We start from the raw sequence: 23,528 nt of genomic DNA, 5'->3' as shown, positions 1-23,528 counted from the left end.
GAAAACCATTCACGGATGAATGGTTAGGCTTTTCCGGGCAGGACGCCCATAAAAGCGGGTTCTGGACAACATGCGACGCCGTCAAACAAAAAAAGATTTTCTGGTTCGTCTTTCATCTCTGAAAGATGAACTGGCGCACGGAGCACCGATGTTACTGAAATCGAGAAACTGAATTGTGCGTCAAATTTGGGAGCCGGAGGCTAGGCAAATAAAACTTTTGTGCAGAGGTTTGGGACGCAATCACATTCATTGATTTCATTAGCATTTTCGACTGCGCCCCAGTTCCTTTTGATGGATGCAAAAGGAACCAAAAGCATCTTTTTTGGGTTCAGTACGCGTTATCAGGGTCGGATTGATTCGCTCCTGCTCAAGCAATCCTGAAAAATCGTCCTGATTTTTCACCCTGAGTCCTGTGACCAAATTGGCTTTTTGCTATGTTTCACCCAATTCAAATCAACCACTCAACAAAGAAAACCATTCACGGATGAATGGTTAGGCTTTTCCGGGCAGGACGCCCGTAAAAGCTGGTTCTGGACAACGTGCGACGCCGTCAAACAAAAAAGATCTTCTGGTTACTCTTGCATCTTGGCAAGAGTAACTGGCGCACAAGACACCAATGCCTCTGAAATCGAAAAACGTAATTGTGCGTCAAAATTCGGTGCCAATGGCTGGGTAAATCAAAGTTAAAATACAGCGCTCAGGGGCGCTCAATCCCCAATCTTATCCCGACAAACCCGCTCCGTTAACTCCTGCAAACGCTGCACTTCACCTGCCAGATAATTAAGCTCTTCTTCAGTGACTTCGTAATGTTCAGAGTAACGCGCTTCGATATAAGCCCGTTGTAGGCGGCGGAAACTGCGACGGTGTAATTTGCTGTCGAGCGGGAAAATCGTCGCAAAATCAGGATCGATTTGTGAACAAAGTTTACCCAGCTTTTCAATATCGTGAGATTTGGGCAGATAGTTAGTGCAGGTGAGTAGGGCGCAAGCCAAAAAACGTTCGGCAGATTGATGAAGCATAAAAGCAGACTTCTTTAACCATTGCCGTTTGATATCATCTTCATAGGAGACAAAAAATTGCTCTGCACTCTCAAACCACTGCTCATAATGCTTACGGGCGATTTCCCGTTTTTCTGCCTCGGTTAAATCACCCGGCTCTGCCAGTGGTTTCGGTGTGGCGGCAAACAGCTCAATCCCTTCTTCGCGAATATCCCGAAAAAAATAATGCCCCTGTTGCAGTCGATTATTCACTTCGTTTAAATCATGCACAATCAAACCCAGCGGAGCAGAGGTGACTTTACGGTCAATCTGCTCTTTGGCACGTTGCCAGACGACATCTTCCTCAACCATTGCTGCTTTATTCACAATCACCAGAATATCGTAGTCACTGATATAACCATTAACCGGATCCTTGACCCAATTCCCCTTAGCATGGCTGCCAAACAGGATGATTTTCAGAACACGGAATTCACTCTTACTCCCCACTTTACCTTGCAGATAATCGTCTAACGTGTCGCGCAGAATAGTTGAGATCGTCGCCAGCTCACGCTGTTTATATTCGGGCAGATGGTCAAGTGCTGTTTTCATAATCGCGGCATAGGGTTGGTGGTAGATGAATGGCGTTAGCATAAAAGAAGGGGCTGACAAAGAACACCACCAACTCTCATTTTGCGCATATTGCTGATTAAAATGCGATTCAATTCAAAGCTGTAGCGAGTTCTAGCCATTCACAACCTTTTGGTATTAAACGCTGTGAAGGCTGAGTGTGTCTAACGTCGCCCTTAGAGATGGCCCCAATATGGCATTAAAATACAAAACGCCCGATGAAATACATCCGGCGTTCATCTCCTAGTGACAACCTATGTTAGGACAAGTCACACCTTTAGGTTAATCATGAGTGCGGGAGTCCACTTATCTTGTATGGGCGTTCTAAAGGGATTTCCTCTAACTTTCTCAGTATATTTGTGTCAAAGTCAAATTCAACTACCTGCAACTTAGAAATTCTACCGCTAATACAAAAGTCTTGATTATTCCAGAACTGCACCATGCCTTGACACTCCCTGGAACTCTCATCATTCCCTACACCAACATGGGGTATAAAGTCGATATCTAATCTTAGATTGTCTGCCAATAGCCCGCTGTATAGAGAATCATGCAATTTGATTAGATGACTGAACCCCTCATCCGGAACAAGAAAAGCATGATGATAATTATTGAACGCATCCTTATTGATAGTCGCGCACCTAATCTTGAAGTCAAAAGGTAGAAAGCTTCTACTTTTTTCAATAACCTCTCGTTTAAATGCCTCGATTGAAACATTAAAAACGGGGAACACCAGCGTAAAATGCGGTTCTACTACGTGATAAAATAGAACATCGTTCTCAGCCCTAAAAGACTGAATTAAATCATAGTCATCACCTGAAAACTCAGGAACAGCAATAACTAAAAGTGCCATATTTCCTCCGAACACATAACGCCGTAGCTACCAAAACCAACCGCATACCAAAAATGCCGGATGTTGCGAATCCCTCTTGAGGAGCTTGTTAGAACTCTGATTTTAAACTGTATTGTTGAGCTTTTTGAAGACCTTTACTCATCAAAACTATCACGACAGAGCCAATCAAGACAGGCGTAACTAAGAATGACCAACCATGGCCTGCCAACATAATTAGAATTGGATTCGCTCCTGCCGGTGGATGCGTTGTTTTAGATACCAACATACATGTAATACCTAACCCTGTCGCAACAGCCAAACTCATCGGTGTTACACCTACATACTGGGAAAACACTATACCAATACTGGCTGTGACCAAATGACCAAAAATTACATTTTTGGGTTGAGCAAGTGGGCTCTGTGGCAAACCAAAAACTAGCACTGCTGTTGCCCCAAATGGAGCCATTACCAAAGCTGCACTTTCCACATTAGCTTCTACCATCAAGAGAAGACCAAGAGTAATTGAAGCCCCAACTCCTGCTACTAAAGCAGACACATAATGATTCATATAAACCTCACGATTAAAAGTAGAACAATCTGTCTACTTTTGATTGTAGACAGATCGGTCTACCTTTGTCAATATACGCAAAACCGACTTTGAGGTGTCTTTATGAGTAAGAAACGAGACTTACTATTAAGTACAGCATTAGAACTTTTTTATCGACACGGTATTAATTCCATTGGAATTAATGAAGTAATCAAGGTTTCTGGTGTGGCGAAGAAGACGCTATACAGCCACTTCAACAGCAAAGAAGATTTGGTACTCAGGGCTTTAGAGAAAAGACACCTTACCTTTATGCAATGGTTAGAAGCTAAACTTGAAAACACAACCAATAATAGTGAGTTGATTGACACACTATTTCATTCTTTAAAGGGTTGGTTTGACGGTGATGAGCCTGAACTAGGCCATTTTAACGGATGTTTCTTTATAAACACTTCTGCGGAATTCCATGACGCTAAAAGTGAAATATCTAGCTATTGTAGCTTCCACAAAGCACAAGTACGCCAGTTAATACAAAGCAAGCTAAGTGAGGATTCAGAAGATTTGCTCAATGCGATATGTTTACTAAAAGAAGGGGCAATCACAACAGCTTATATGACAGGCGCAAGTTCTGAAGTAATAGAGAACAGTGTGAAGATCTTACGCCGTCTTGAGTGCTAACGTTGGAGTTCAGGGCCTCGCCCCGGAAGTCCGCTGCAACGACATGTTATAATTCAATTTTTGGGTATGGGTAAACCCTGTTGGCGAAGAAAGGAAAGTTTGTCCCAATACCCTCGTTGAAACACTATTTTAGAATTAACAATTTTGAAAAAACCACACCCCCTAAGACCCAATGGATCGCGCCATTCCATTATGGCCCAATCGCCATCTTCAAATATATTTTCAACAATACAGGTCATGTCTGCTTGAGAAAATTCTTCAACAAACATTTGTTTGATTGCTTCACGGCCTTCAACAGGTTGTTCCGCTACTTGATGGTTTATAGCATCTTCACTGTATAGATTTGCAAGCGTATCTATATCTGCTTTATTGAAGGCTTCCACAAATTTAGTAAGAATTTCTTTAGGACGCATTTTTATGTACTCCTATTGTGACGCCGTGCTAGTGGCTGCCAACATACCATCGTTAAACAGACCACCATAAACACGAAACGTATTTTGAAGTAAATTCGCCAAGCGTTGGCTGTCCGTCTTTAGCAATTTGTTATACCTGCTAAAGACGATAACCTTTATTTTACTAGGCGGATCAAGTAGAGGTGACAATAATTGCTGTGTGAGCCTGTCCATCTTTGTTCAGAATGTCCCTGCACTTTAACTTTTGCGTTGACATGAAACGCAGATAGCAAGGTGCTGATGTTCGCTTCATAACCGGGATCGTTCTTATTAAACCAAAAGCCTCCTTCGCATTTTCCTAGTCTGTCTTTAATGTTAAAAGTAAGATCACCGCTTCCAAATACAGTGTATGAAAATACAGAGTCGACTTCGGTTGTACCTGACTTTTCTAAAGCTCCGATTGCCGGCATCGCGATAAACATCATACTTAGTAAATACTTTTTCATTATTTTGTCTCTCATTTTTCGGTACTTTAAAAATAACCGGATACCCACAAAAATGGGGCATTTTTCTTAATTTGGTGTTTGGTATTGTCGTCTGATTAAAATGAGTCTGTCGGTGTACTGTTATCGTTCAATAAAAGGGCTGGCGATTCAACCACAAGAAAGTACTGAGGATCTATCGTGAAGAAGGCTTAAATCTGCGGAGCAAGCGACCCAAGCGAAGAATGTCAGCCGCCCATCGTACGTGTAAAAAAAGGAGTTTTCCAACTCCTCTTTTGATATGACGACTTAAGATATTAACTCAATGTGTTGCAACAATTTATTTTTTAAATAATTATATAAAGTTTGTTTTTCATTATTTAATGTACGTTGACTTCGATTTATGCATATTTTTAAACTTCCAGGTTTAGGTAGGTTGTTTATACGAGCAATGTTTTGTGGAATGTCAAAAGAAGATCGAACTGTTAAGCCGAGTCCGGCCTCTACCGCCTGCCATAAACTCTTTAAATTGTGACCAACAAAATTTACATTCCAGGGGATCCCTGTATGATCTAAAGCCTCAGTCGCTTGAGTTCTAATCGAGCATCCATTTGCGAACATGACTAAGGGTAGTGGACGCATTTGAGATAATCTCTCTCTCATACTGGAATCAGCTGGACCATACCAGTGTAAATTTAGATTTCCCAATGATTCGCTATAAGGATGAATTTCACTATTTTCCCACCCTAGAGCAAAATCCAATTCTCCAGATTCAATGCTTTCCAGTAGTTGACTGTGTCTACCTACAATGGCCTGTATTTCTAGTTGAGGAGAATCTTTAGACACTTGGTTAAGTAATTTAGGTAGTAAGATATCGCTAAAATCTTCATGCAGACCACATGATATACAGCCAGATAGACGTGTGTCTTTTAATTTTGATATAACTTCATCATTTAGTTGTATCATTCTCCTGGCATATCCTAGGATGACTTCGCCCTCTTGGGTTGGTCTTAAATGCCGTCCATTTTTAATGGTAAGTTGTGCTCCACACTGTTGTTCTAATTTTTTTAATTGAGCGCTGGCGGCGGCGGCTGAACGATTAAGCCTACTGGCAGCTTTAGCAAAGCTACCAAGCTCAATTCCTAACACGAAACATCTCAATGAATCTAAATCTAAACTTCTCATCCGTCTTTCTCATTTAATTAAAAAAATCAAAAGTATTAATCAAAATAGTTTTGATTTTATTTTTCTTACCTAAAAGTAAAATCCCAAATATTACAACAAGGTTGATGTTATCAGCTTTTAGAAAAATTGCATATCTATTATATAAAGGACGTCTTATGAAAGAAAAATCGGAAACAGTAAATACTTTTCCTAAACATAGATGGAAAGTGCTAGGTATAGGTGTCGTAGCAAATGCTAGTTTTTCCATGATAATTGGTGGACTTCCTGCGGCAGGAGTCTTGCTACGCTCAAGCTATATGTTAACGAATTCAACTTTAGGATTCATTTTCAGCATGATGGGATTGGGGGTTGCACTGAGCGAATTACCATGGGGAATGGTGACGGACAAGTGGGGAGATAGACCGGTATTACTAACAGGGCTTTCTGGAACCGCCATCATAGCTCTACTAATGTCCTTTTTTGCGGTACCTAGTCCAACCTATATACCCTCGGTTTTTTCACTAACTTTGTTCGTACTAGCTATGGGTTTGATTGGTAGTAGTGTCAATGGTTCTAGCGGTCGCGCAATTATGTCGTGGTTTACGGATGCAGAAAGAGGGTTTGCAATGAGCATCCGTCAAACTGCAGTACCTATGGGGTATGGTTTAGGGGCCCTATTATTTCCATATATCGCATTACACTTTGGGTTCAAGGTACTTTATAGTTTCGCTGGTATTGTCTTATTCGTATGTGCTTTTTTTACTTGGCTATGGCTACATGAACCAAATATTACTAAAGGTGAAATTTCTGACAAAAAATCAGTTAACAATGAAGTTATATCTTCTCCTCTGAAAAGATTTGAAATGTGGAAGATAGTAACTGCAATAGGAATTCTATGCGCTCCTCAATTTGTGCTATTAACATTTGGCGCAGTATTTTTGCACGACTTTGGTCATGTAAGTGTTTATGTTTCATCAATTAGCCTAGCCATAATTCAAGTTGGAGCAATGATTATAAGAATATGGAGTGGACGATGGACTGATAGAAATAAGAACAGAAAAATCTATTTAAAATCTTGTGCAATATTAAGTACGGTTGCATTTATAATGTTGGCGCTTTCTAACACCTTGCTTCCAAGGCTTGTAGATGAAGGGACTACAATATTCTCTATCGTATTGATTTTATTATTTATCTTGTCAGGAGTTTTGGTATCCGCATGGCATGGCGTTGCATATACTGAATTGGCTTCAATGGCTGGTAGCAAATATGTTGCTACTGCACTAGCTATGGGAAATTCTGTTGTATTCATTGTACTGTTCCTAACACCACTAGTAGTTCCATATTTAACTATCCATTATTCTTGGACCGAAGTTTGGATTGTATCGATAATTTGTTCAATTTATGCCTATATATGTTTCCCTAAATCAACATCAAAACTTAGTAAATTAAAAAACATAAAAACAACTCTTTAAAACATATAAGATAGAACATCATCCTACATTCATAAATAATTTACATTCTTAATAAAATAAATATGGAACTTTGATCATGAGTAAATTAACACCACAAATATTAAATTTGTTTGATGTCGAAAAATTACGTAAAGAGATTAACTGGGAAAAGCATGAAACTTTGAATAGATCTGGTTCAAAGATCTATGACATATATGTTAACAACGAAAAAGAACAACGTATTTCACTTGTATATTGTGCACCTGGATCATCAGCAAAAAATCATTTGCACACAGGTAATGAAACCTTTCTAATTTTAGATGGTGAGTTTGAAGATGATAATGGTAAGTATAAAAAAGGAGATTTAGTCTGTTATACAGAAGATAGTGAACATAGCTGGCAAAGCCCTAAAGGAGCTTTAATCTATGCAGTATGGGGTGGCAATGTTATATCTCAAGTTGAAAAGGCTTAATTATGCTAATTGCAAATCCATTATTTTTAACTAATGACCCAAATGCTATAAAAAAACAATTATCAGGTGAAACAGTACCTCTAAATATTCTAAGAGATCTTAGAGATAACATTTCAACTGATGAAATCACTCCAATACCAGCATTAGCTTTTTATGATAATAGACTTGGTAATTTTGTCTGGACAGGATTGGAATGCCGGCAAACTAATCCTATCAAAAAAGGAGATATCATAAATTCCGATATCAATGTCGTCATAGCAGGTAAACGTTATGGTAAAGGTTCGTCCAGAGAACATAGTCCTTTAGCAGAAAAGGCATCAGGCGTTAAACTAATCATAGCAGAAAGCTTTGAACGTATTTATAGACAAAATGCTGATAATATAGGATTAATAACATCTACTAATTTGAATTTAATAGATGATATATTGAATAATAAACCAATAGATTTAAATGAAATTATAGCAGAGAGAAACATTGAAACTCAAAACATTATTAAATCTGGTGGCCTTCTCCCATATTGGAAGAAAAATTTAACTAATAATCATAAAAAAGACATAATTTCGATAAATCAGATTGACAAACCTAAAACTTTGTCTGAAAAAATCATTGAAAAGCATTATTTTTCAGTTAAATTATCTAACAATAATGAATGGTATCTTTCCTCAGACTGGAGATTTATACATGAATATTATACAGCAATGTGTGGATTCATGCTTAATGAAACCTATGGAGAAGAACTAAAATTATTTGAACCAGAGTCAATAATTACATTTGAGGATCACCTTCCTTATATGTCTCAAAGCCAGGAGCATATAAAGGAAAATTTGATTCCAGATCTAAAAAATTTAGTTAATGAACACAGAAAATTCACGAATCAATGGAATTTAAAATCTCATAAATATAATAGTGATACAGATGGTTCAGAAGGAATATCTCATGCAATAATGGCAGAGAATTACGCTTTGCCAGGACAACTAATTATTGGCACAGACTCTCACACACCGCATTGCGGAGCACTAGGATGTCTAGCGATAGGTGTTGGTAGTACCGAGTTATCAAATAGTATGGTTACTGGGTTATTTAGACTACCTCATATACCAACATCAATTAAGGTTGAATTTAGTGGGACCCTATCGACAGAATGTAGTGCAAAAGACTTAATATTAGCACTTTTATCAAAAGAAGAAATTAAACGTGGAGACGGAATAGGAAAGATCTTTGAATTCTGTGGAAGCGTAGTAGAAGAACTAAACATTGATGAACGAACCACATTAACCAATATGGTTGCAGAATTAGGTGGTGTCTCAGGCTTAGTTGCTCCAGACGAAAAAACAGTAGCATTTTTAAAAGAAAGAAGAGGCGTCAACTTTGAAATTCAAAACTGGATGAAGAGCGATATCGATGCCCAATATAGTAAAATTATTAACATTTGCTGCGATGATATAGAACCAATGCTCGCAGAGCCAGGTGATCCTGGAAACGGAATTCAGATAAGTAAATTGAATAAGAAAGTAGAAGTTGATATAGCATATGGAGGTTCTTGTACAGCAGGAAAACGAAGTGATTTTGACTCATATTTTCAAGTGCTCAAGTGGGCCGATTCTAATGGACTTAGTATATCAAATAATACAAAACTTTATTTGCAATTTGGAACTATGGACGTCTATAGATATTGTTCTGAACGCGGGTATCTAAGTACTTTCAACAAGATGAATGTTATTCTTCTTATGCCAGGTTGTGGAGCTTGTGCTAACTGTGGTCCAGGATCTTCTACATCATCGAATCAAGTTACCATTAGTGCAATTAATCGTAATTTTCCTGGACGATCGGGACCTGGGAAAGTTTGGTTGTCAAATCCAGAAACTGTAGTTTCTAGTGCTATCGCAGGATACATCATTTCATTTAAAGATCTCAAAAATAAACATCAATAAACAATAAACTATAAACTATACCAAATTAAATAGAGATAATATTAATAATAAGGATTATCATGAAACCTATATATGTATTGTCAGAAAATGAAAATTCAGAGCTAAAAAATTTCTTATCATCAATTGAAATTAATCCATACAAAGATTATGTTAATTTTCATAGAAATATTGAAAAATTATACTTAGAAGATAAAGTCCCTCACTTTTTTAGAAAAGTATGTGAACAGATACGAGAAGAAAGAAAGAATAAAATATCTAATATACATACTATTCGCAATTGTCCAATAGATGATAATCTTCCTGATCTTGATCCTGAAGATCCAGTTAATGACAAATTTACCAAAAAGAACACTTTTGTCGGAGAGGCACTATTAGAAACCTTCTCAGTTATTACTAAAACTCCTCTTCTTGCATACGGTAGCCGTAATAAAGGATCATTTTTCACGGATGTTATTGCAATTAAAAAATATAGTGGAAAGCTGACGGGGTATAGCGATAGCGAATTAGTATATCATAATGATCGAACCGCACATGAAGTTCGTGCCGACTACGTATCGTTGCTAGGAATGATTTCTCCTGAAGACGAATTAATCTACACCGGATACATGGACGGTATAGATATTCTTAAAAATCTTACTGATTCTGAACAGGAAATTCTTAGAAAGCCTTGGTTTAAAACAAAATTCGATATTTTTTCCCAAGAATCGAATAAAAATCAGATTGAATCATTTGATCATCCTATTATCGAGAATGAGAGCAGCATTCGCTATATCGAAACTTTGACGAATGTTTCACCTGACGCTCCACAGATTGCAAAAGATGCCTTCATAGCATTCATGCAATCCTTACCTAAAACAACTAAATTCCGTCATAGAATTCTCACTGGTGATTTATTTTGTTTTGCAAATCAGGATGGTTTGCATTCAAGAGAACGTATCGATATCAGTGATGCAGAAAAAGCTGCAACTAGATGGTTACTAAAAACTTATGCATTCCGAAACGATGAAACTGCAGATAAATTTTCTTCATATTGGAAAAATAATTTCCGTGGATTAGTAGACGATTAAACGATAAGGATATCCAGAATGCTTAAAGTATCACAAAGAGTGAAAAATGTTTCTCTATCACCTACATATTCTATTTTAGATAAAGTCAGGGAATTAAAAAGTCAAGGTAAAGATATTATCGATTTAGGTGGTGGTGAGCCTAGCTTTAAAACACCAAAACATATAACTAGTTTTGCTATAACTTCATTACATGATGGAAATACGCATTATACTCCAAGCCGTGGTAATCCTAGCTTATTAAAGGCTGTTTCTAACTATTTGACTAACTCAAAAAAAATAGAAAGCTTTCCTGATGAAAATTTAATAATTACACCATCAGCCAAACATGCATTATACATTACTCTTATGACAATATTAGATCCGGGAGATGAGATTATTATACCAACTCCTAGCTGGGTCAGTTATAAAGCCATGGCTGAGCTAGCAAATGCAACACCTGTATTAGTACCAATGCATAATAGTTATAACTTCGAACTATCAAGATCTTTACTCGAAGAAAAAGTAACTAGTAAAACGAAAGCTATTTTAATTAATAATCCAAACAATCCTACAGGAAGAATACTAAATAAATCAGAACTAGAGATGCTAAGGCAGTTTTCTATAGATCACGATATCTTTGTAATCATGGATGAAATTTATGAAAAAGTGATTTTTGATGGCAATACTCACACAAGTCTTGCATCTATGCCACAGATGAAGGAACGTACAATAACAATTAATGGGTTTTCAAAAGCTTGGGCAATGACTGGTTGGAGACTAGGATACGTCTGCGCTCATGCCCCCATAATAAATGAAATGCTTAAAGTACAACAACACTCAGTCGGGTGTGCAGGGTCCTTTGTCCAGTCTGGTGGTTTAATGGCGCTAATAGGTGATCAAAACTGCCAAATAGATATGGTTTTAGAGTATCAAAAAAGACGTAATTTTCTCTATAAAAATCTATCAAAAATTGATGGTATTACCTGTCTAATGCCGGATAGTGCACTTTACATTTATGCCGATATTTCAGGACTAAATATTGGTAATGGTACCCAAGTTGCAAATTGGTTTCTAGAAAATGCGGGTGTCGCTGTAACACCAGGTATCGCTTTTTGTCCACAAGGGGATAGTTATATTAGATTATCTTTTTCTAGTTCAATGGAGCAATTAGAAGTAGCAGCTAATCGTATTAATAAATCAATTGAACGATTACAACTTGAATATTTAAATAAAGTGGAAATTGTATGAATTCGTATAAAATTGCCATTATTGGAAACGGTCCGAGAGGTTTATCGGTACTGGAACGCTTATCTTTTAAATTATCCTCATTTCAAGATAAACTAGTTGATATCTATTATCTCGATAAATCAGATTTAGATACTGGAAGAATATGGAAAGAAAATCAGTGTCATTCTTTTATAATGAATACTGTTGCCGATGAAGTTTCCGCATTTTCTGGTCTAGGTGATGTATTAAATGCTAAACCTGGTTCAGGACCATCTCTTGCAACTTGGTGGAAACATTTTCATCCATCAGGTTCAGGTGAAAAAGAATACAAAGGAGAAAATATTTATGCTCCTCGGTATTTATATGGTGAGTATATGAAATTCGTACTCCATTCTATTAAGAATCATTTACATCCTAATCATCATTTAATTCAAGAAGAAAGAGAAATAGTTGATATGGTTCTCGAAACAAATGAGGTTAAGTTAATTGACTCAAATTCTAAAACTCTATCAGTGGACCGTGTAGTTATTGCAACTGGACATAGTCACAATCAACCAACACAAACAGAAGATTCTTATCAAAGTTTTGTAAATGAACACACTAACTGTACATGGATTCCTGGTGACTCCGTAGCAGATATGAATCTTGATAAAATCAAATATAATGAGCAAGTTGGCGTAATTGGTCTCGGTTTGTCCTTTTTAGACATTGTAATGGAATTTACAGAAGGCCGTGGAGGTAAATTTGTTTATGATCAGAACAATTGTTTAAACTATGTACCAAGTGGTAGAGAACCAAAAATATTTGCTGGATCTAGAAGTAGTTTACCTATACCAGGAAGAGGTAAAAATCAAAAAGACCCAAATCATATCTATAATCCATTATTCTTTACTAATGAAAAAATTGTAAATTTAACAAAAAATAAAAAGGTATCATTTAATGATGAGATCATGCCTTTAATTATGGGTGAACTAAATTTAATATATTACGCTACATATATAAGAAATACATATGGTTTAGTTGCTGAAAAAGAATTCATCAGTGTATTACGCAATTTAAAAGATGATGAATTAATTTCCATACCAGATATTGCAATTAATTTTGGTGCTGATATACCAAAATTAGATTTATTTAAATTATCACATCCATTTGATGGAAAGAAATTTACATCTATAGATGATTTTACCAATAATTTATACGATGTTTTAGAAAATGATTATAATCATGCATGTAATGGTAATATCGACGATCCACTTAAAGCTGCATTGGATACCCTAAGAGATATTAGACCACAAGTTAGAGCAGTAGTTGATTTTGGCCAGCTCACTCCTGATTCATATTATTTAGATTTTCGTCAAAAATATTCTCCAATCAGCATGTTGCTTTCTGCAGGGCCACCAAGATTCCGTACAGAACAAATTATGGCTCTAATTAAAAAGGGAATATTAACTATTGTTGGTCCAAATATTTCAATTAAAGCTGATGAGGAAAAATCACTTTTCAAATTATGCTCACATGAAGTAGAAAATAGCGATATATACGTTTCAACTTTAATCGATTCGCGATTGCCAAGTAATAATTTTCAGAGAGAAACATCTATTTTATTAAATAACATGAAGAAGAATAACATATTGTCTCCTTTTGTTATTAGAGATTACGATAAAGAATTGGTCACTGACGGTATATCTATTACTACTGCACCATACCATCCAATTGATGTGAATGGAAAACCTGCTAAGAACTTATATCTCTTAGGTATTCCCTGCGAACATACGCGTTGGTTTATGTCTGCAGGTAGTAGTCGTCCAGGATTCTGGACAGATTTTATTCAAGATGCAGAAGCAATTTCTACAGATATTATTGACCAATTAACTTAAAAAGGAATTTATGCATGAAATGTGCTCTATTAATGTTGGATTTTTTAAATGAAATAATCCATAAAGATGGAAAATTTGGAGAATTAGGATATGCTGACGAAGCTAAAGAAAAAAATATAATTAAAAATGCTGAAAGAATTTTAAATTTTTCAAGAGAAATAAACATACCAATCATTCATGTTAAAGTTGGTTTTGATAATAATTACATTACATGTCCTACGGGTTCTGAAGTATTTAAAATGGTTAGGGATAATAGCATTTTAAATTTTGATACATGGTCAACAGAAATAGTTAAAGAATTGAAACCTAAGGAGGGTGAATTAGTTGTTAATAAAAATAGAGTTAATCCATTTTATCAAACTAACCTGTCACTAATACTTAGAAAATTAAATGTTGATACTTTGATACTATGTGGCGTATCCACTGAATTTGTTGTTCTAGCAACGGCACTTAACGCTCACGATGAAGATTATGATGTCATAGTTTTAGAAGATGCGGTATGTTCTATTTGCAAAGAAAAAGATGCGTCAGCTTTAAATATCATAACAAGTACGGCGAAAGTATATAATGTGGATGAATTGATATTTAAACTTAGTTAATAATGCACAAATCGTGGTTATTTATTAGCCACGATATAACATGCAAGGGCACCATTCGCACTTCCCGTTGTTGATTCTTCGGGAATATCAAATAAAGGCGCAAAGTTTCGGCAGCTTGCGGTTAATCCACTATTTCCCTCACACAGTTCAAACACATGCATCCCCTTCATCTGCCCACACTACACCAGTATCAGTCGAAGAGCTAAGCAAGTTAAGGTCTCATTTAAGGCAAAAAACAGAGGCGCAATACAGCACCTAGCCATTGATGCTACAGACCTCATTATGGCGAAAGTGAATATTTGGTGCACTCTGTCCTTCTTGATTGATGAAGAAGCGATAAACGAGTGGAAGCAAAGTAAGCAGAACGAGCGCGGTAGACCTCGTTGGTTCAGCGACTTGGCAACACCACGCGCCTTCAAAATCCCCGGAAATATGCTTGTACAGTCCACCCTGACCACCGTCTGTTATCTGGTGATTGTACAAGCATTGGTCCTGTTCATGTTCCCTGAGCTCATTGATTTCAGTGTCAACTGGCGTTACAGCGCACCGGTGTTGAGTGGCGTGATTGTGACGGTTTTAGTCGGAGAGTATATGCTGAAACAAGCTGAGTTGAAGAAAAGGCCTGCAAGTGAAAATGCGGCTCGCCCAACCGATAGCAAACGAAGCAAGTCTGCGGTGTTTGAGTTATCGGCATTGATTCAATCACAGGATTACGCTACATATGTGAAGACTTAAAGCGCTCCCGAATAAGCCGATACCATAAGCACTGTGTGCTAAGAAACTTAACCACCGTGCTTTCCAAGGCCTTGGGGTTTGACTGGCAGCGACCCCGAAACCAAGACAAGGCTGAATGATGCAAAAAGGGAATACCAGCGTGACAATGCCAGTGAATATCGCAGGAATCACACTCGGCTCAGCCAGCCATGCTTCTCCCCAAATGAAAACATGAGTCAATGCAAAAACAATCCCTATCAAGTAATGCAGCACCCAACCTAGCGGCTTTTCTCCCCGAATCGATGGCGTCGCCATAATGGGTCGATGTACCAACTGTCCTTTAGGCATGAATGCCAGCCAACGAGCGATCAGTGCATAATTCAGTGGTGGACTATTAAATATATTTTTTTGTAACCAACCCCAGACATCCATGATGAACGTGGCACCGATGCCAACTAATATCACTTGTAACCCCATTGACGTTTCCATTCTCATGCTCCTCACACGTTGTACTTTTATTAAGGCTTGTTATATTGGCAGACACCATACAACTTAAAGTTGACTTTAAGTCAATAGGGTATTTTATGGATATTGCTGACGTGTCTCGAGAATCGGGATTAACCCCCTCAACGCTAAGATATTACGAAAAAATCGGACTGATCCGGTCCAATGGCAGGAAAGGATTGAGGCGACAATATGCCCCGAAAGTTTTAAATCAATTGAATATTATTTCACTCGGACGGATGGCCGGATTATCACTCAATGAAATCTCCACAATGTTTGACACTGCGGATGATTTGGCGATTGACCGGAATTTGCTCATGCAAAAAGCGGTAGAAATTGATATTCAGATCAAACGCCTGAAAATTGTGCGAGATAGCCTTAAGCATGTGGCAACTTGCCCGCAGTCATCGCATTTAGACTGCTCATCATTTCAAAAACTAATGAAATCAGTGAAGCGTTATTTGTCTTGAGACTTGGAGAGGGAAATATTTGATGAGACACACCTTCGGGCAAAGGTGTGTCGGTTTGAAAGCCACCATCAATCACGACAACCGTTTGTTCATCTCGGCCATCGGTGTAATTTGAGTGATTCTCTTGAAAGTGCGACTAGCGTCTCAACGGAATGACGTTACTCATGGCGTCACTTTGATCATTGCTTGTGGCGTTTGGTAGCGTGATTTCTTGAACATAAGCGAGCAGTCGCTCGATGGGAACAAAGCGCTGTTTCTGGTGGTTCACTTTGATGCTTTTGGTTTGGGAATTGATGTAAGTGGCGATCTCAAACGCCAGTGGTTGGCTTAAGCGGTCGAGGTTTCGGTCTTCTAATGTTTGAGTCACCCACTGTGCCGCATCCGAGATGTGGCCGTTAATACTGAGATCGGTATTTTTTATCCAGTGCGGTTTGAACGCCATGTCATTTAACGCTGACAGCATCCTAGCAATGTCATAACAGCTAACCAAACCGTGTGTTTCCAGAGCTTCGACAAAGGCAAATTGCCACTCAATTGTTAACCGTTCACTCAGTTCATCGGGAGTGAGTAATCCTCGATTCAGCGGAATAAAATAGGTAAAACGACTGTTAGCTTCACAGACGATCAGGGTTTTCTCCGCCGATCGATAGTAGTTATCGATCAGGTGCACCTGCCAACTCATGAGATTATGGTCGGAGCTCAGTTTGTTGACTCCGACTTGCTGACCCGGCTCATGCGGTAACCGTGGTAAATCGGCTTTAAGCCATTTGTTTAGCGCATTACTGGCGCTGAGTTGTAATTGCATAGAAATAAGCGCTTAACCTGAGATCGAAACAATGAAGGCGTCATTAAAAACCTCAACAACGTCAAAAGATGGAATCAAGATACTATCCATTATAATTTGCCTCTTTCCCCTATGTCGTATATTGACGAAAATATAGAGCGTAAAGAGGCAATATCAAATTATAATTACTTCAACAGGTTGTAAATGATTCCGCTTACGACTCCTTGCCAAACATATTATTCTCTTGTTCCTGAACCCGAATAAATGTTGTGCGTTTGGTGAGTTCTTTCAGGTTGGCGGCACCGACGTAGGTACAGGTTGAACGGACGCCACCGAGAATATCCTGAATGGTGTCTTCGACACTGCCCCGGTAAGGGAGTAACACGGTTTTGCCTTCAGCGGCTCGGTACTGCGCGACGCCACCGGCATATTTATCCATCGCACTCTTGGAAGACATACCGTAAAACTGCACATAACTTTCCCCGTCTTGCACCACAATATCGCCACCGGATTCATGATGTCCGGCCAACATCCCGCCGAGCATGACGAAATCAGCACCGCCACCAAACGCTTTTGAGACATCTCCGGGGCAGGTACAGCCACCGTCACCGATGATTTGACCACCTAAACCGTGGGCAGCATCAGCACATTCAATAATGGCGGACAATTGCGGATAGCCGACACCGGTTTTGACCCGGGTGGTACAGACCGAACCGGGGCCAATCCCAACTTTAACAATATCTGCACCGGCAAGAATCAGTTCTTCGGTCATATCACCGGTAACCACGTTTCCGGCGACGATCACCTTATCAGGTAAGGCACTGCGAACTCTTGCCACAAACTCGACCAAATGCTCCGAATAGCCGTTGGCAATATCGATGCACACAAACATCAAGTCTTCACTCAAAGCGAGCGTGGCTTGCATTTTGGTAAAATCGGCATCGGATGTGCCAGTGGAAACCATGACATGCTTGCGTGTCTCAGCATCGGCTGCCTGCACGAACGTTTGCCACTCTTGTAGCGAATAGTGCTTGTGGATCGCGGTGATCACATCATATTTCGCCAAAGCCTCAGCCATGCCGAAACTACCGACAGAGTCCATATTAGCAGCAATGACGGGCACACCACGCCATTGACGCCCACTATGCTTGAAGGTAAACTCGCGGGTTAAATTAACTTGGGAACGACTTTTCAGGGTAGAACGTTTCGGCCGAAACAGTACATCCTTAAAGCCCAATTTTAATTCTTGTTCGATACGCATTTATTTTTTCCTTAATTGATTCACCTTGTGCTTCAATGTCGCAGTGCGAGGATTTTGACGTTGGCAGACGCCAGTCTCTTTCGTTATCGGACACAAAAAAACCGGAGCGTTGGCAGACGCTCCGGTTTTCAACATTATAGGCATCACTTTATTTCCTGCAAGACTGATATTGTACTTTTTTTTATGCTACCATCCGAGAGATTGCATACCTGTAAAACCGTAAAAACAGCAACTGTTTTATTTCTATAATCAATGATTTATCCCCAGTTTCACCCGCACCTTTCGTTGGCTATGCTCAGCGCAAACCAACCATTACATCATTCACATTTACTTTTGTGCGCTCTACGTAAAAACCTACAAAATTCCATCATCGGCGCAGCATCTGACATTCAAGTTTGCTACAGTTAAAAAACGCTGGCAGGTTTTCTCCCTCTTTGACTTTCTCATAACCGCCTCACAAAAATAAACATCAATAAAATCACCTCAGAGATCGCATGGAGTGCAGGATGGAATCGACCATTTCTCTGACCATTGCAGTGTTACTTTTACTCAGTATGATACCTGTTCAAGCGATTGCCGGGCCGGATGCGAACTATTTTTATCAAAGCGCCGGCATCACGAAATCCAAACACACGGGTTCGGAAGACGCTTGGGTCACACAATACGGCTATAACTATAATCTGACATCAACCATTGGTTTTGATTTAGGCTATGCCCAAAATTCGGATCAACCGGACCCAATGGCCTCATTGTCGTCACAGTTTCCTCATCAACCGACTTTGTATTATCAAGAAATTTTTGGCGGTGCAGTCATTCAGCACACCGTTTACGATATCGCTTGGATATATGCGAAAGGCGGGCTGAGTTTAACAAGAGCGGGGAATGATCCGGCAACGAAGACCTCACTGCCTGGTATCGAAGCAAAAAACATTTCGCCTTATTTCGCGCTTGGGGCAACCATTCCATCAGGGATCACATCAGGATTAGAGCTGAATTTTGAGATTTCTTATCAGGAACAAGAACAAGATGCTGTCACCAACCCGGTATTCCTGCTGGGAACCCATTACCGCTTCTGACAACGATCGTCACCATCGTTAGGTATGACAGTGAGATCATGACGATCGTTTTATTTGATGAGACGATATTTTGAATCAATAGGTAATTCAGTGGTTCACTAATTGACGTAAATGAGGGAGTAAATCACTGGCAAGCAGTCCCCGCTCACCATACGATTCTGAGTTTTGATCCGCCGCCATACTGTGAATGAGAACCCCCAGTTGAGTGGCATCAACCAAAGGTAGCCCCTGCGCGATCAGTGATGTAATCACCCCCGCCAGAACATCGCCCATACCCGCGCTCGCCATACCGGGATTTCCGGCCATACAGACTGAGATCTGCTTGCCGTCATACACCAAGGTCCCTGCGCCTTTCAGAACAACCACACCACCATACTGACGATGCAGTGCCTGCACACTGGCATACCGATCCGCTTCAATTTCTTCGACTGAAACTTGCAACAATTGTGCGGCTTCGCCCGGATGTGGCGTGATCACCCGCAACGGATCTTGATTTGGTTGCTGCATCAAAAAATACAGACCATCGGCATCAACTACTTTGGGTTTTTCAACATTCTGGACGGCTTGATAAATGGCAAAAGAGGTTTCATCTCGTCCCAGCCCCGGCCCAACGGTCAGTACATCACACCATTGTAGTCGGCGTTCAATCGCCTGCGCTTTGTCCCAGCAAGCACTCATCACTTCCGGGGCGCTCATCAATAAAGGCGTCACATTATGTGGATGACATAAGACTGCGGTCATTCCGGCACCGCATCTGGCTGCCGCCATCGCGGCCAAGATAATGGCACCACCCATACCGTCATTGCCGCCAATAAGCAATGCTTTGCCATGCGTTCCTTTATGTGAAGTGGCAAACCGCTTTGGTAACATCTGACCCGGCATTTTGGTGTGAATCGCCGTGACCGCCGGGTGATTCTGTTGATTGAAAGCATCTTCTACCCCCAAACCGGCAAAATGCAGTTCTCCGACATACTCCCGTGCCTTTCCGGTCACTAACCCCTGTTTTAAACCAATGAAACTGACGGTATGTTTTGCAACGATCGCGCCGCCAAGAACACAACCGGTATCCCCACACAAACCGGAGGGAATATCAACGGCAATCACAGGCTTCATACTTTGATTGAGTGTTTCAATTAATGAAAGCATTCCCGGCCGAACCATACCACTCAGCCCCGTGCCGAGTAAGGCATCAATCACCACATCGACACTATCCGGGACGCGATCTTGAGGTTCTGAGACATTCCCCCCATGGTTTTGCCAATGTTCGTAGGCCATCCGTGCATCACCGGTCAGCATCTCGGGATCACCGACTTGCCAGACCGTCACATACAATCCGATCGACTTCGCCAAGCTCGCAACAATATAGCCATCACCACCATTGTTACCACCACCACAACAGATGAGCCAGTGCTCAGAACTGGGATATTGTGCCATCCCAATCGCGAAAACCGCCTGTCCGGCACGTTCCATCAGACTGTACATTTCCAGCCCTTTGGCACTCGCCGCTTTGCATTCACCAATACGGACCTGTTGGGTTGAATAAAAAACATTCGTCATCGTCATGGGAGAATTCTTTATCTTTTGAATTGGGAATCTAACACTCACATCGCTGGGCTATCAGCGCCTCTGCGGTTGCATCCTGAATCGACAGAAAAACCGAATTGACCTCACCAGTTGGTGTTCTCATTGGGTTAAGAGTCACATTCTGATACATAAAATCGCACTGTTGCGTCACGGGACGAACATTACGGCATTTGAATAAATAGGGCCGTTGTTGCCAAGTGATAAAACTACGACAACCAAGATGGTAAACTGGTTTCGTTTTTAATTTGAACCAATCTGGTGGAATTTCAGGAAAAACCTCAAACAACGGACGACCAATCACTTCGTGTGGCTGTTTGCCACTATGGTGGGTCATAAAACCGTTCCAGACCTGAATTTCATAGTTTTTATCAATCACGATCAGTCCGAGATCAACGTTTTGAACCATATCCACCATCCAGTGGAACTGTTCAAATTCAGCAGGCAGACTCATGACTAAATATCCTCCATCAGGTAGGCCAGTTTATTATCCAAGAGCGGGAGCGACTCATCGACAAACATAAAGAGCAGATCACAACGAATAGCCGTGCCTTCAATGTTATAGCTGACCTCAAAGGTCATCGTTTTCTGGAACGAACCCGCTGTAGAACGAATCACGGATTCAATCGGAATATGTTGCCCGAGTAATACGGGAGAGCTTTGGAAAAAACGAATTTCTGCCTGTTCACCAAGACCGTTGAGGAAAGAGCCCACCAAAATGTTGGACACATCCATCAGAAGTTCAAGCTCTTCGAGATCATCACTTTCAGCCGGGATATTCATTAATCGCTTCAGTTCAGAGACACTGGAATCACTTAAAAGCACCAATGCTTCACCGGCAATGCCTTCCCCACTGAATCCCTGACAAACCCCAGAAACCTGATCATTATCGACCAGATCCCGCAGTGCCATATGCAGTTCACTGACTTCAAAGATATTGACATTCGGCAGCGGCAATTCGACAAATACATCAAAATAGCGCGCTAAGGCATCCGCAGCCCGCCCGATAGACACATTGGCAACTTCCATATAAATGTCACGCCGCTTCAGGATCGGATACTCGACCTTTCCCGGAGTGATAACCGTCGGTTGCGTTGGCGGTTCGACGAGCTCACTGAGCACGTTTTTCAGCGCATCCGTTGCAATCGGTTTTTGGATAAACGCTTTGGCTCCCAGGCCGAGAACACGTTCTTGCGCTTTGGGCTGAATATCACCGGAAACAACGATCACCGGTGTTTGGTTAGCCGCCTTTTGCATCGCTTCCAAAGTGTCGAAACCATCCAGTTCCGGCATGGTCAGATCTAAAAACATCAACTGAAACGACTGTTGTTTGAGCTGCTCCAACGCATCTAAGCCGTGAACAGCAAAATGCACATCGGCATTCAGGAAGGCTGGTAATGATCTCGCAATTTGCTTTCTTGCCAACGCAGAGTCATCACATATTAATACTGAAAACGCCATAATCGGCCTTACCTTTTTCTTTCATTATTAAAAGTGTATACGGGAATTCAACATCTATAGACACAAAGCGATAAAGTGCTCAAGAACAGACAAATTTTTATGCATTTTGTGACCTGATGGTACAACTTATACTGTCGGCCATAATGTCAGAGTGACAATCCGCAGTAGTACTGCGAACACGACCAATGCCACGCCAAAACGATAACGACGATATTCTTCAATCGTCATTGGAATACGTTTAAAGAACATTGTAGCAACGCCTCGCCAATCCTGACTTCTTTTACCGTAACGAATCATACTCATGACAATCAGAATGATTCCCAGTGTCAGCATCGATTTTTCCAGCCAAAAGAGTGTCACAACCATGTTGAACCCCTTGTCGGATGTGAAGGGTAGTGAAATACGACAGAAACAGGAGCAATGTTTCGTGTCCTCCACACTGCCCTTTTTTCAACTATAGCCTATTGAAATATAGTCTATTGAAAGAATTAACCATGCACTGTCAACCAACAGTGATGAAGAAACCCTATTCAAAAGCAACATAATGCAACTTTTGAATAGGGCTCCCGTACCTGATGCTTTGCTTTACGTTGGAAGCTTCCCTTCCCTTTCTTCGGTTTTTCGACTCGCATCTTAAACACCGGGCTAGTAACCAACGCTTTCAGCGCATTATCTGTAATCGTGCCACGTTGAATCTCAACATCATCAGACGGATTGGCAATCTGATTTCTCTTTTCTCTTTTCATTTGAAAACTTCTCTTATGGTGGTGAATAAAAAAGCAACGTATTGTGAGCCATTGTATTGACATGTCAATTCGTTAGAAGTAAAAAAATGTTTTTTATGATTTCATTAAAAATAATGATGTAACAATGAAAAGAAAATCTCAGTAAAATCTAAAGCGATCAAAAAAATCAGGGTCATTGACGTTTAACCGTAATATTTGATTGACAAGCCTCAAGATTACTCTACACTCACATAAGGCTAGGAAGCAGTTCTTTGTTTACCATAACGTCTTGTTGGATTTTTGTAATTCCCGGTCGTTCTGTACGCAATAGCAATCTACTTTTCCACGCTAGAATGGCCGGTATCGGCTTAGTTTTACTTTGATTTACCAGGAATATATTATGTCTAACACAGTGACTGGCACTGTAAAGTGGTTCAACGAAACTAAAGGTTTTGGTTTCATCCAACAAGAGAATGGTCCCGATGTTTTTGCTCACTTCAGCGCGATTCAAGGTGACGGTTTCCGTACCCTAGCTGAAGGTCAAGCTGTTGAGTTTGTCATTTCGCAAGGACAAAAAGGCCCTCAAGCTGAAAACATTAAAGTCCTATAATTAAACATATAGGCAAGAATATTTAGAAAATAGCCAGCGTTGTATG

The 23,528-nt window shown here is 40.0% G+C and carries 26 protein-coding genes and 2 pseudogenes; 13 read left to right on the top strand and 15 right to left on the bottom strand.

The annotated features are described in order from the left end of the window. Window positions 1–707: 707 nt before the first annotated feature. The 3 genes from OCU60_RS18830 to OCU60_RS18820 form a co-directional block, all read right to left on the bottom strand. Window positions 708–1,586, bottom strand: a complete 879-nt coding sequence (locus OCU60_RS18830) for a HEPN domain-containing protein (protein WP_074371315.1) — start codon at window positions 1,584–1,586, stop codon at window positions 708–710. Window positions 1,587–1,890: 304 nt separating this feature from the next. After that, complete coding sequence (locus tag OCU60_RS18825; RefSeq protein ID WP_261854757.1) at window positions 1,891–2,454, bottom strand: 2'-5' RNA ligase family protein; 564 nt, start codon at window positions 2,452–2,454, stop codon at window positions 1,891–1,893. A gap of 88 nt (window positions 2,455–2,542) precedes the next feature. Then, on the bottom strand, window positions 2,543–3,001 hold the full coding sequence (locus OCU60_RS18820) for an HPP family protein (protein WP_074375126.1): 459 nt from the start codon (window positions 2,999–3,001) through the stop codon (window positions 2,543–2,545). A 102-nt stretch (window positions 3,002–3,103) separates the two neighbouring features. On the opposite strand from OCU60_RS18820, the gene OCU60_RS18815 reads away from it, so the two are divergent. Continuing rightward, window positions 3,104–3,655 carry a TetR/AcrR family transcriptional regulator gene (locus OCU60_RS18815; protein WP_182289015.1) on the top strand — a complete coding sequence of 184 codons (552 nt, stop codon included), beginning with the start codon at window positions 3,104–3,106 and terminating at the stop codon, window positions 3,653–3,655. A 53-nt stretch (window positions 3,656–3,708) separates the two neighbouring features. Here the strand turns inward: OCU60_RS18815 and OCU60_RS18810 are convergent, their stop codons facing one another. The 3 genes from OCU60_RS18810 to OCU60_RS18795 all read right to left on the bottom strand — a co-directional run bounded on the left by OCU60_RS18810 (window position 3,709) and on the right by OCU60_RS18795 (window position 5,714). Further along, window positions 3,709–4,068 (bottom strand): nuclear transport factor 2 family protein, encoded by a 360-nt coding sequence (locus tag OCU60_RS18810; RefSeq protein ID WP_074375268.1) that lies wholly within the window; start codon window positions 4,066–4,068, stop codon window positions 3,709–3,711. Window positions 4,069–4,223: 155 nt separating this feature from the next. Further along, window positions 4,224–4,553 (bottom strand): hypothetical protein, encoded by a 330-nt coding sequence (locus tag OCU60_RS18805; protein ID WP_074375267.1) that lies wholly within the window; start codon window positions 4,551–4,553, stop codon window positions 4,224–4,226. Between the two features lie 285 nt (window positions 4,554–4,838). Beyond that, window positions 4,839–5,714 (bottom strand): LysR substrate-binding domain-containing protein, encoded by an 876-nt coding sequence (locus OCU60_RS18795; protein ID WP_074375266.1) that lies wholly within the window; start codon window positions 5,712–5,714, stop codon window positions 4,839–4,841. A 155-nt stretch (window positions 5,715–5,869) separates the two neighbouring features. On the opposite strand from OCU60_RS18795, the gene OCU60_RS18790 reads away from it, so the two are divergent. The 7 genes from OCU60_RS18790 (at window position 5,870) to OCU60_RS18760 (ending at window position 14,296) form a co-directional block, all read left to right on the top strand. Continuing rightward, entirely contained in the window at window positions 5,870–7,165 is a 1,296-nt protein-coding gene (locus tag OCU60_RS18790) for an MFS transporter (protein WP_074375265.1), read from the top strand. Between the two features lie 76 nt (window positions 7,166–7,241). Further along, on the top strand, window positions 7,242–7,616 hold the full coding sequence (locus OCU60_RS18785; protein ID WP_074375264.1) for a cupin domain-containing protein: 375 nt from the start codon (window positions 7,242–7,244) through the stop codon (window positions 7,614–7,616). Window positions 7,617–7,618: 2 nt separating this feature from the next. Then, complete coding sequence (locus tag OCU60_RS18780) at window positions 7,619–9,547, top strand: aconitase family protein (RefSeq protein WP_074375263.1); 1,929 nt, start codon at window positions 7,619–7,621, stop codon at window positions 9,545–9,547. A gap of 59 nt (window positions 9,548–9,606) precedes the next feature. Continuing rightward, entirely contained in the window at window positions 9,607–10,614 is a 1,008-nt protein-coding gene (locus OCU60_RS18775) for a Fe(II)-2OG oxygenase family protein (protein ID WP_074375262.1), read from the top strand. Window positions 10,615–10,632: 18 nt separating this feature from the next. Continuing rightward, a complete protein-coding gene (locus OCU60_RS18770; RefSeq protein ID WP_074375261.1) occupies window positions 10,633–11,841 on the top strand; it encodes a pyridoxal phosphate-dependent aminotransferase in 1,209 nt (402 codons plus the stop codon). Then, window positions 11,838–13,697, top strand: coding sequence for an FAD/NAD(P)-binding protein (locus tag OCU60_RS18765; RefSeq protein WP_074375260.1), 1,860 nt, complete (start codon window positions 11,838–11,840; stop codon window positions 13,695–13,697). The genes OCU60_RS18770 and OCU60_RS18765 overlap by 4 nt, the downstream gene beginning before the upstream one ends. Window positions 13,698–13,711: 14 nt before the next feature. Beyond that, window positions 13,712–14,296, top strand: coding sequence for a cysteine hydrolase family protein (locus OCU60_RS18760; protein ID WP_074375259.1), 585 nt, complete (start codon window positions 13,712–13,714; stop codon window positions 14,294–14,296). A 17-nt stretch (window positions 14,297–14,313) separates the two neighbouring features. Here OCU60_RS18760 and OCU60_RS18755 read toward each other — a convergent pair whose 3' ends face one another. Next, complete coding sequence (locus tag OCU60_RS18755; RefSeq protein WP_370738708.1) at window positions 14,314–14,457, bottom strand: PhzF family phenazine biosynthesis protein; 144 nt, start codon at window positions 14,455–14,457, stop codon at window positions 14,314–14,316. On the opposite strand from OCU60_RS18755, the pseudogene OCU60_RS18750 reads away from it, so the two are divergent. Together OCU60_RS18750 and OCU60_RS18745 are read left to right on the top strand one after the other, a co-directional pair. Further along, window positions 14,456–14,575 (top strand): annotated as a pseudogene (locus OCU60_RS18750) (IS5/IS1182 family transposase); the annotation flags it as partial. The gene OCU60_RS18755 and the pseudogene OCU60_RS18750 overlap by 2 nt on opposite strands. A 27-nt stretch (window positions 14,576–14,602) precedes the next feature. Beyond that, a pseudogene (locus OCU60_RS18745) lies at window positions 14,603–14,719 on the top strand (IS5/IS1182 family transposase); the annotation flags it as partial. Between the two features lie 279 nt (window positions 14,720–14,998). On the opposite strand, the gene OCU60_RS18740 reads toward OCU60_RS18745, so the two are convergent. After that, window positions 14,999–15,499, bottom strand: coding sequence for a DUF2938 domain-containing protein (locus tag OCU60_RS18740; RefSeq protein ID WP_074375257.1), 501 nt, complete (start codon window positions 15,497–15,499; stop codon window positions 14,999–15,001). 95 nt (window positions 15,500–15,594) lie between these two features. On the opposite strand from OCU60_RS18740, the gene OCU60_RS18735 reads away from it, so the two are divergent. Further along, window positions 15,595–15,984, top strand: a complete 390-nt coding sequence (locus OCU60_RS18735; protein WP_074375256.1) for a helix-turn-helix domain-containing protein — start codon at window positions 15,595–15,597, stop codon at window positions 15,982–15,984. 136 nt (window positions 15,985–16,120) lie between these two features. On the opposite strand, the gene OCU60_RS18730 is transcribed toward OCU60_RS18735, so the two are convergent. Together OCU60_RS18730 and OCU60_RS18725 are read right to left on the bottom strand one after the other, a co-directional pair. After that, the gene (locus OCU60_RS18730; RefSeq protein ID WP_074375255.1) at window positions 16,121–16,789 is read right to left on the bottom strand and encodes an amino acid adenylation; all 669 of its coding nucleotides are present in this window, start codon (window positions 16,787–16,789) and stop codon (window positions 16,121–16,123) included. A 193-nt stretch (window positions 16,790–16,982) separates the two neighbouring features. Beyond that, the gene (locus tag OCU60_RS18725) at window positions 16,983–18,029 is read right to left on the bottom strand and encodes a GMP reductase (RefSeq protein ID WP_074375254.1); all 1,047 of its coding nucleotides are present in this window, start codon (window positions 18,027–18,029) and stop codon (window positions 16,983–16,985) included. A gap of 506 nt (window positions 18,030–18,535) precedes the next feature. Between OCU60_RS18725 and OCU60_RS18720 the strand changes: the two genes are divergently transcribed. After that, on the top strand, window positions 18,536–19,105 hold the full coding sequence (locus tag OCU60_RS18720; protein WP_074375253.1) for an outer membrane beta-barrel protein: 570 nt from the start codon (window positions 18,536–18,538) through the stop codon (window positions 19,103–19,105). Window positions 19,106–19,192: 87 nt separating this feature from the next. Here the strand turns inward: OCU60_RS18720 and OCU60_RS18715 are convergent, their stop codons facing one another. The 5 genes from OCU60_RS18715 to OCU60_RS18695 form a co-directional block, all read right to left on the bottom strand. Beyond that, on the bottom strand, window positions 19,193–20,668 hold the full coding sequence (locus OCU60_RS18715) for a bifunctional ADP-dependent NAD(P)H-hydrate dehydratase/NAD(P)H-hydrate epimerase (RefSeq protein ID WP_074375252.1): 1,476 nt from the start codon (window positions 20,666–20,668) through the stop codon (window positions 19,193–19,195). Between the two features lie 31 nt (window positions 20,669–20,699). Continuing rightward, window positions 20,700–21,140 carry a PAS domain-containing protein gene (locus tag OCU60_RS18710; protein ID WP_074375251.1) on the bottom strand — a complete coding sequence of 147 codons (441 nt, stop codon included), beginning with the start codon at window positions 21,138–21,140 and terminating at the stop codon, window positions 20,700–20,702. Window positions 21,141–21,142: 2 nt separating this feature from the next. Continuing rightward, the gene (locus OCU60_RS18705; RefSeq protein WP_074375250.1) at window positions 21,143–22,147 is read right to left on the bottom strand and encodes a response regulator; all 1,005 of its coding nucleotides are present in this window, start codon (window positions 22,145–22,147) and stop codon (window positions 21,143–21,145) included. A 126-nt stretch (window positions 22,148–22,273) separates the two neighbouring features. Then, entirely contained in the window at window positions 22,274–22,513 is a 240-nt protein-coding gene (locus OCU60_RS18700; protein WP_074375249.1) for a hypothetical protein, read from the bottom strand. 164 nt (window positions 22,514–22,677) lie between these two features. Next, window positions 22,678–22,893, bottom strand: a complete 216-nt coding sequence (locus OCU60_RS18695; protein ID WP_074375248.1) for an alternative ribosome-rescue factor A — start codon at window positions 22,891–22,893, stop codon at window positions 22,678–22,680. 379 nt (window positions 22,894–23,272) lie between these two features. Here OCU60_RS18695 and OCU60_RS18690 point away from each other — a divergent pair, with 379 nt between their 5' ends. Beyond that, entirely contained in the window at window positions 23,273–23,482 is a 210-nt protein-coding gene (locus tag OCU60_RS18690; protein ID WP_074375247.1) for a cold-shock protein, read from the top strand. The last annotated feature ends 46 nt before the right edge of the window (window positions 23,483–23,528 follow it).

Source organism: Vibrio spartinae, assembly GCF_024347135.1.
GTDB classification, from domain to species: Bacteria; Pseudomonadota; Gammaproteobacteria; order Enterobacterales; family Vibrionaceae; genus Vibrio; species Vibrio spartinae.
This window is presented reverse-complemented; position numbering and strand designations above follow the sequence as displayed.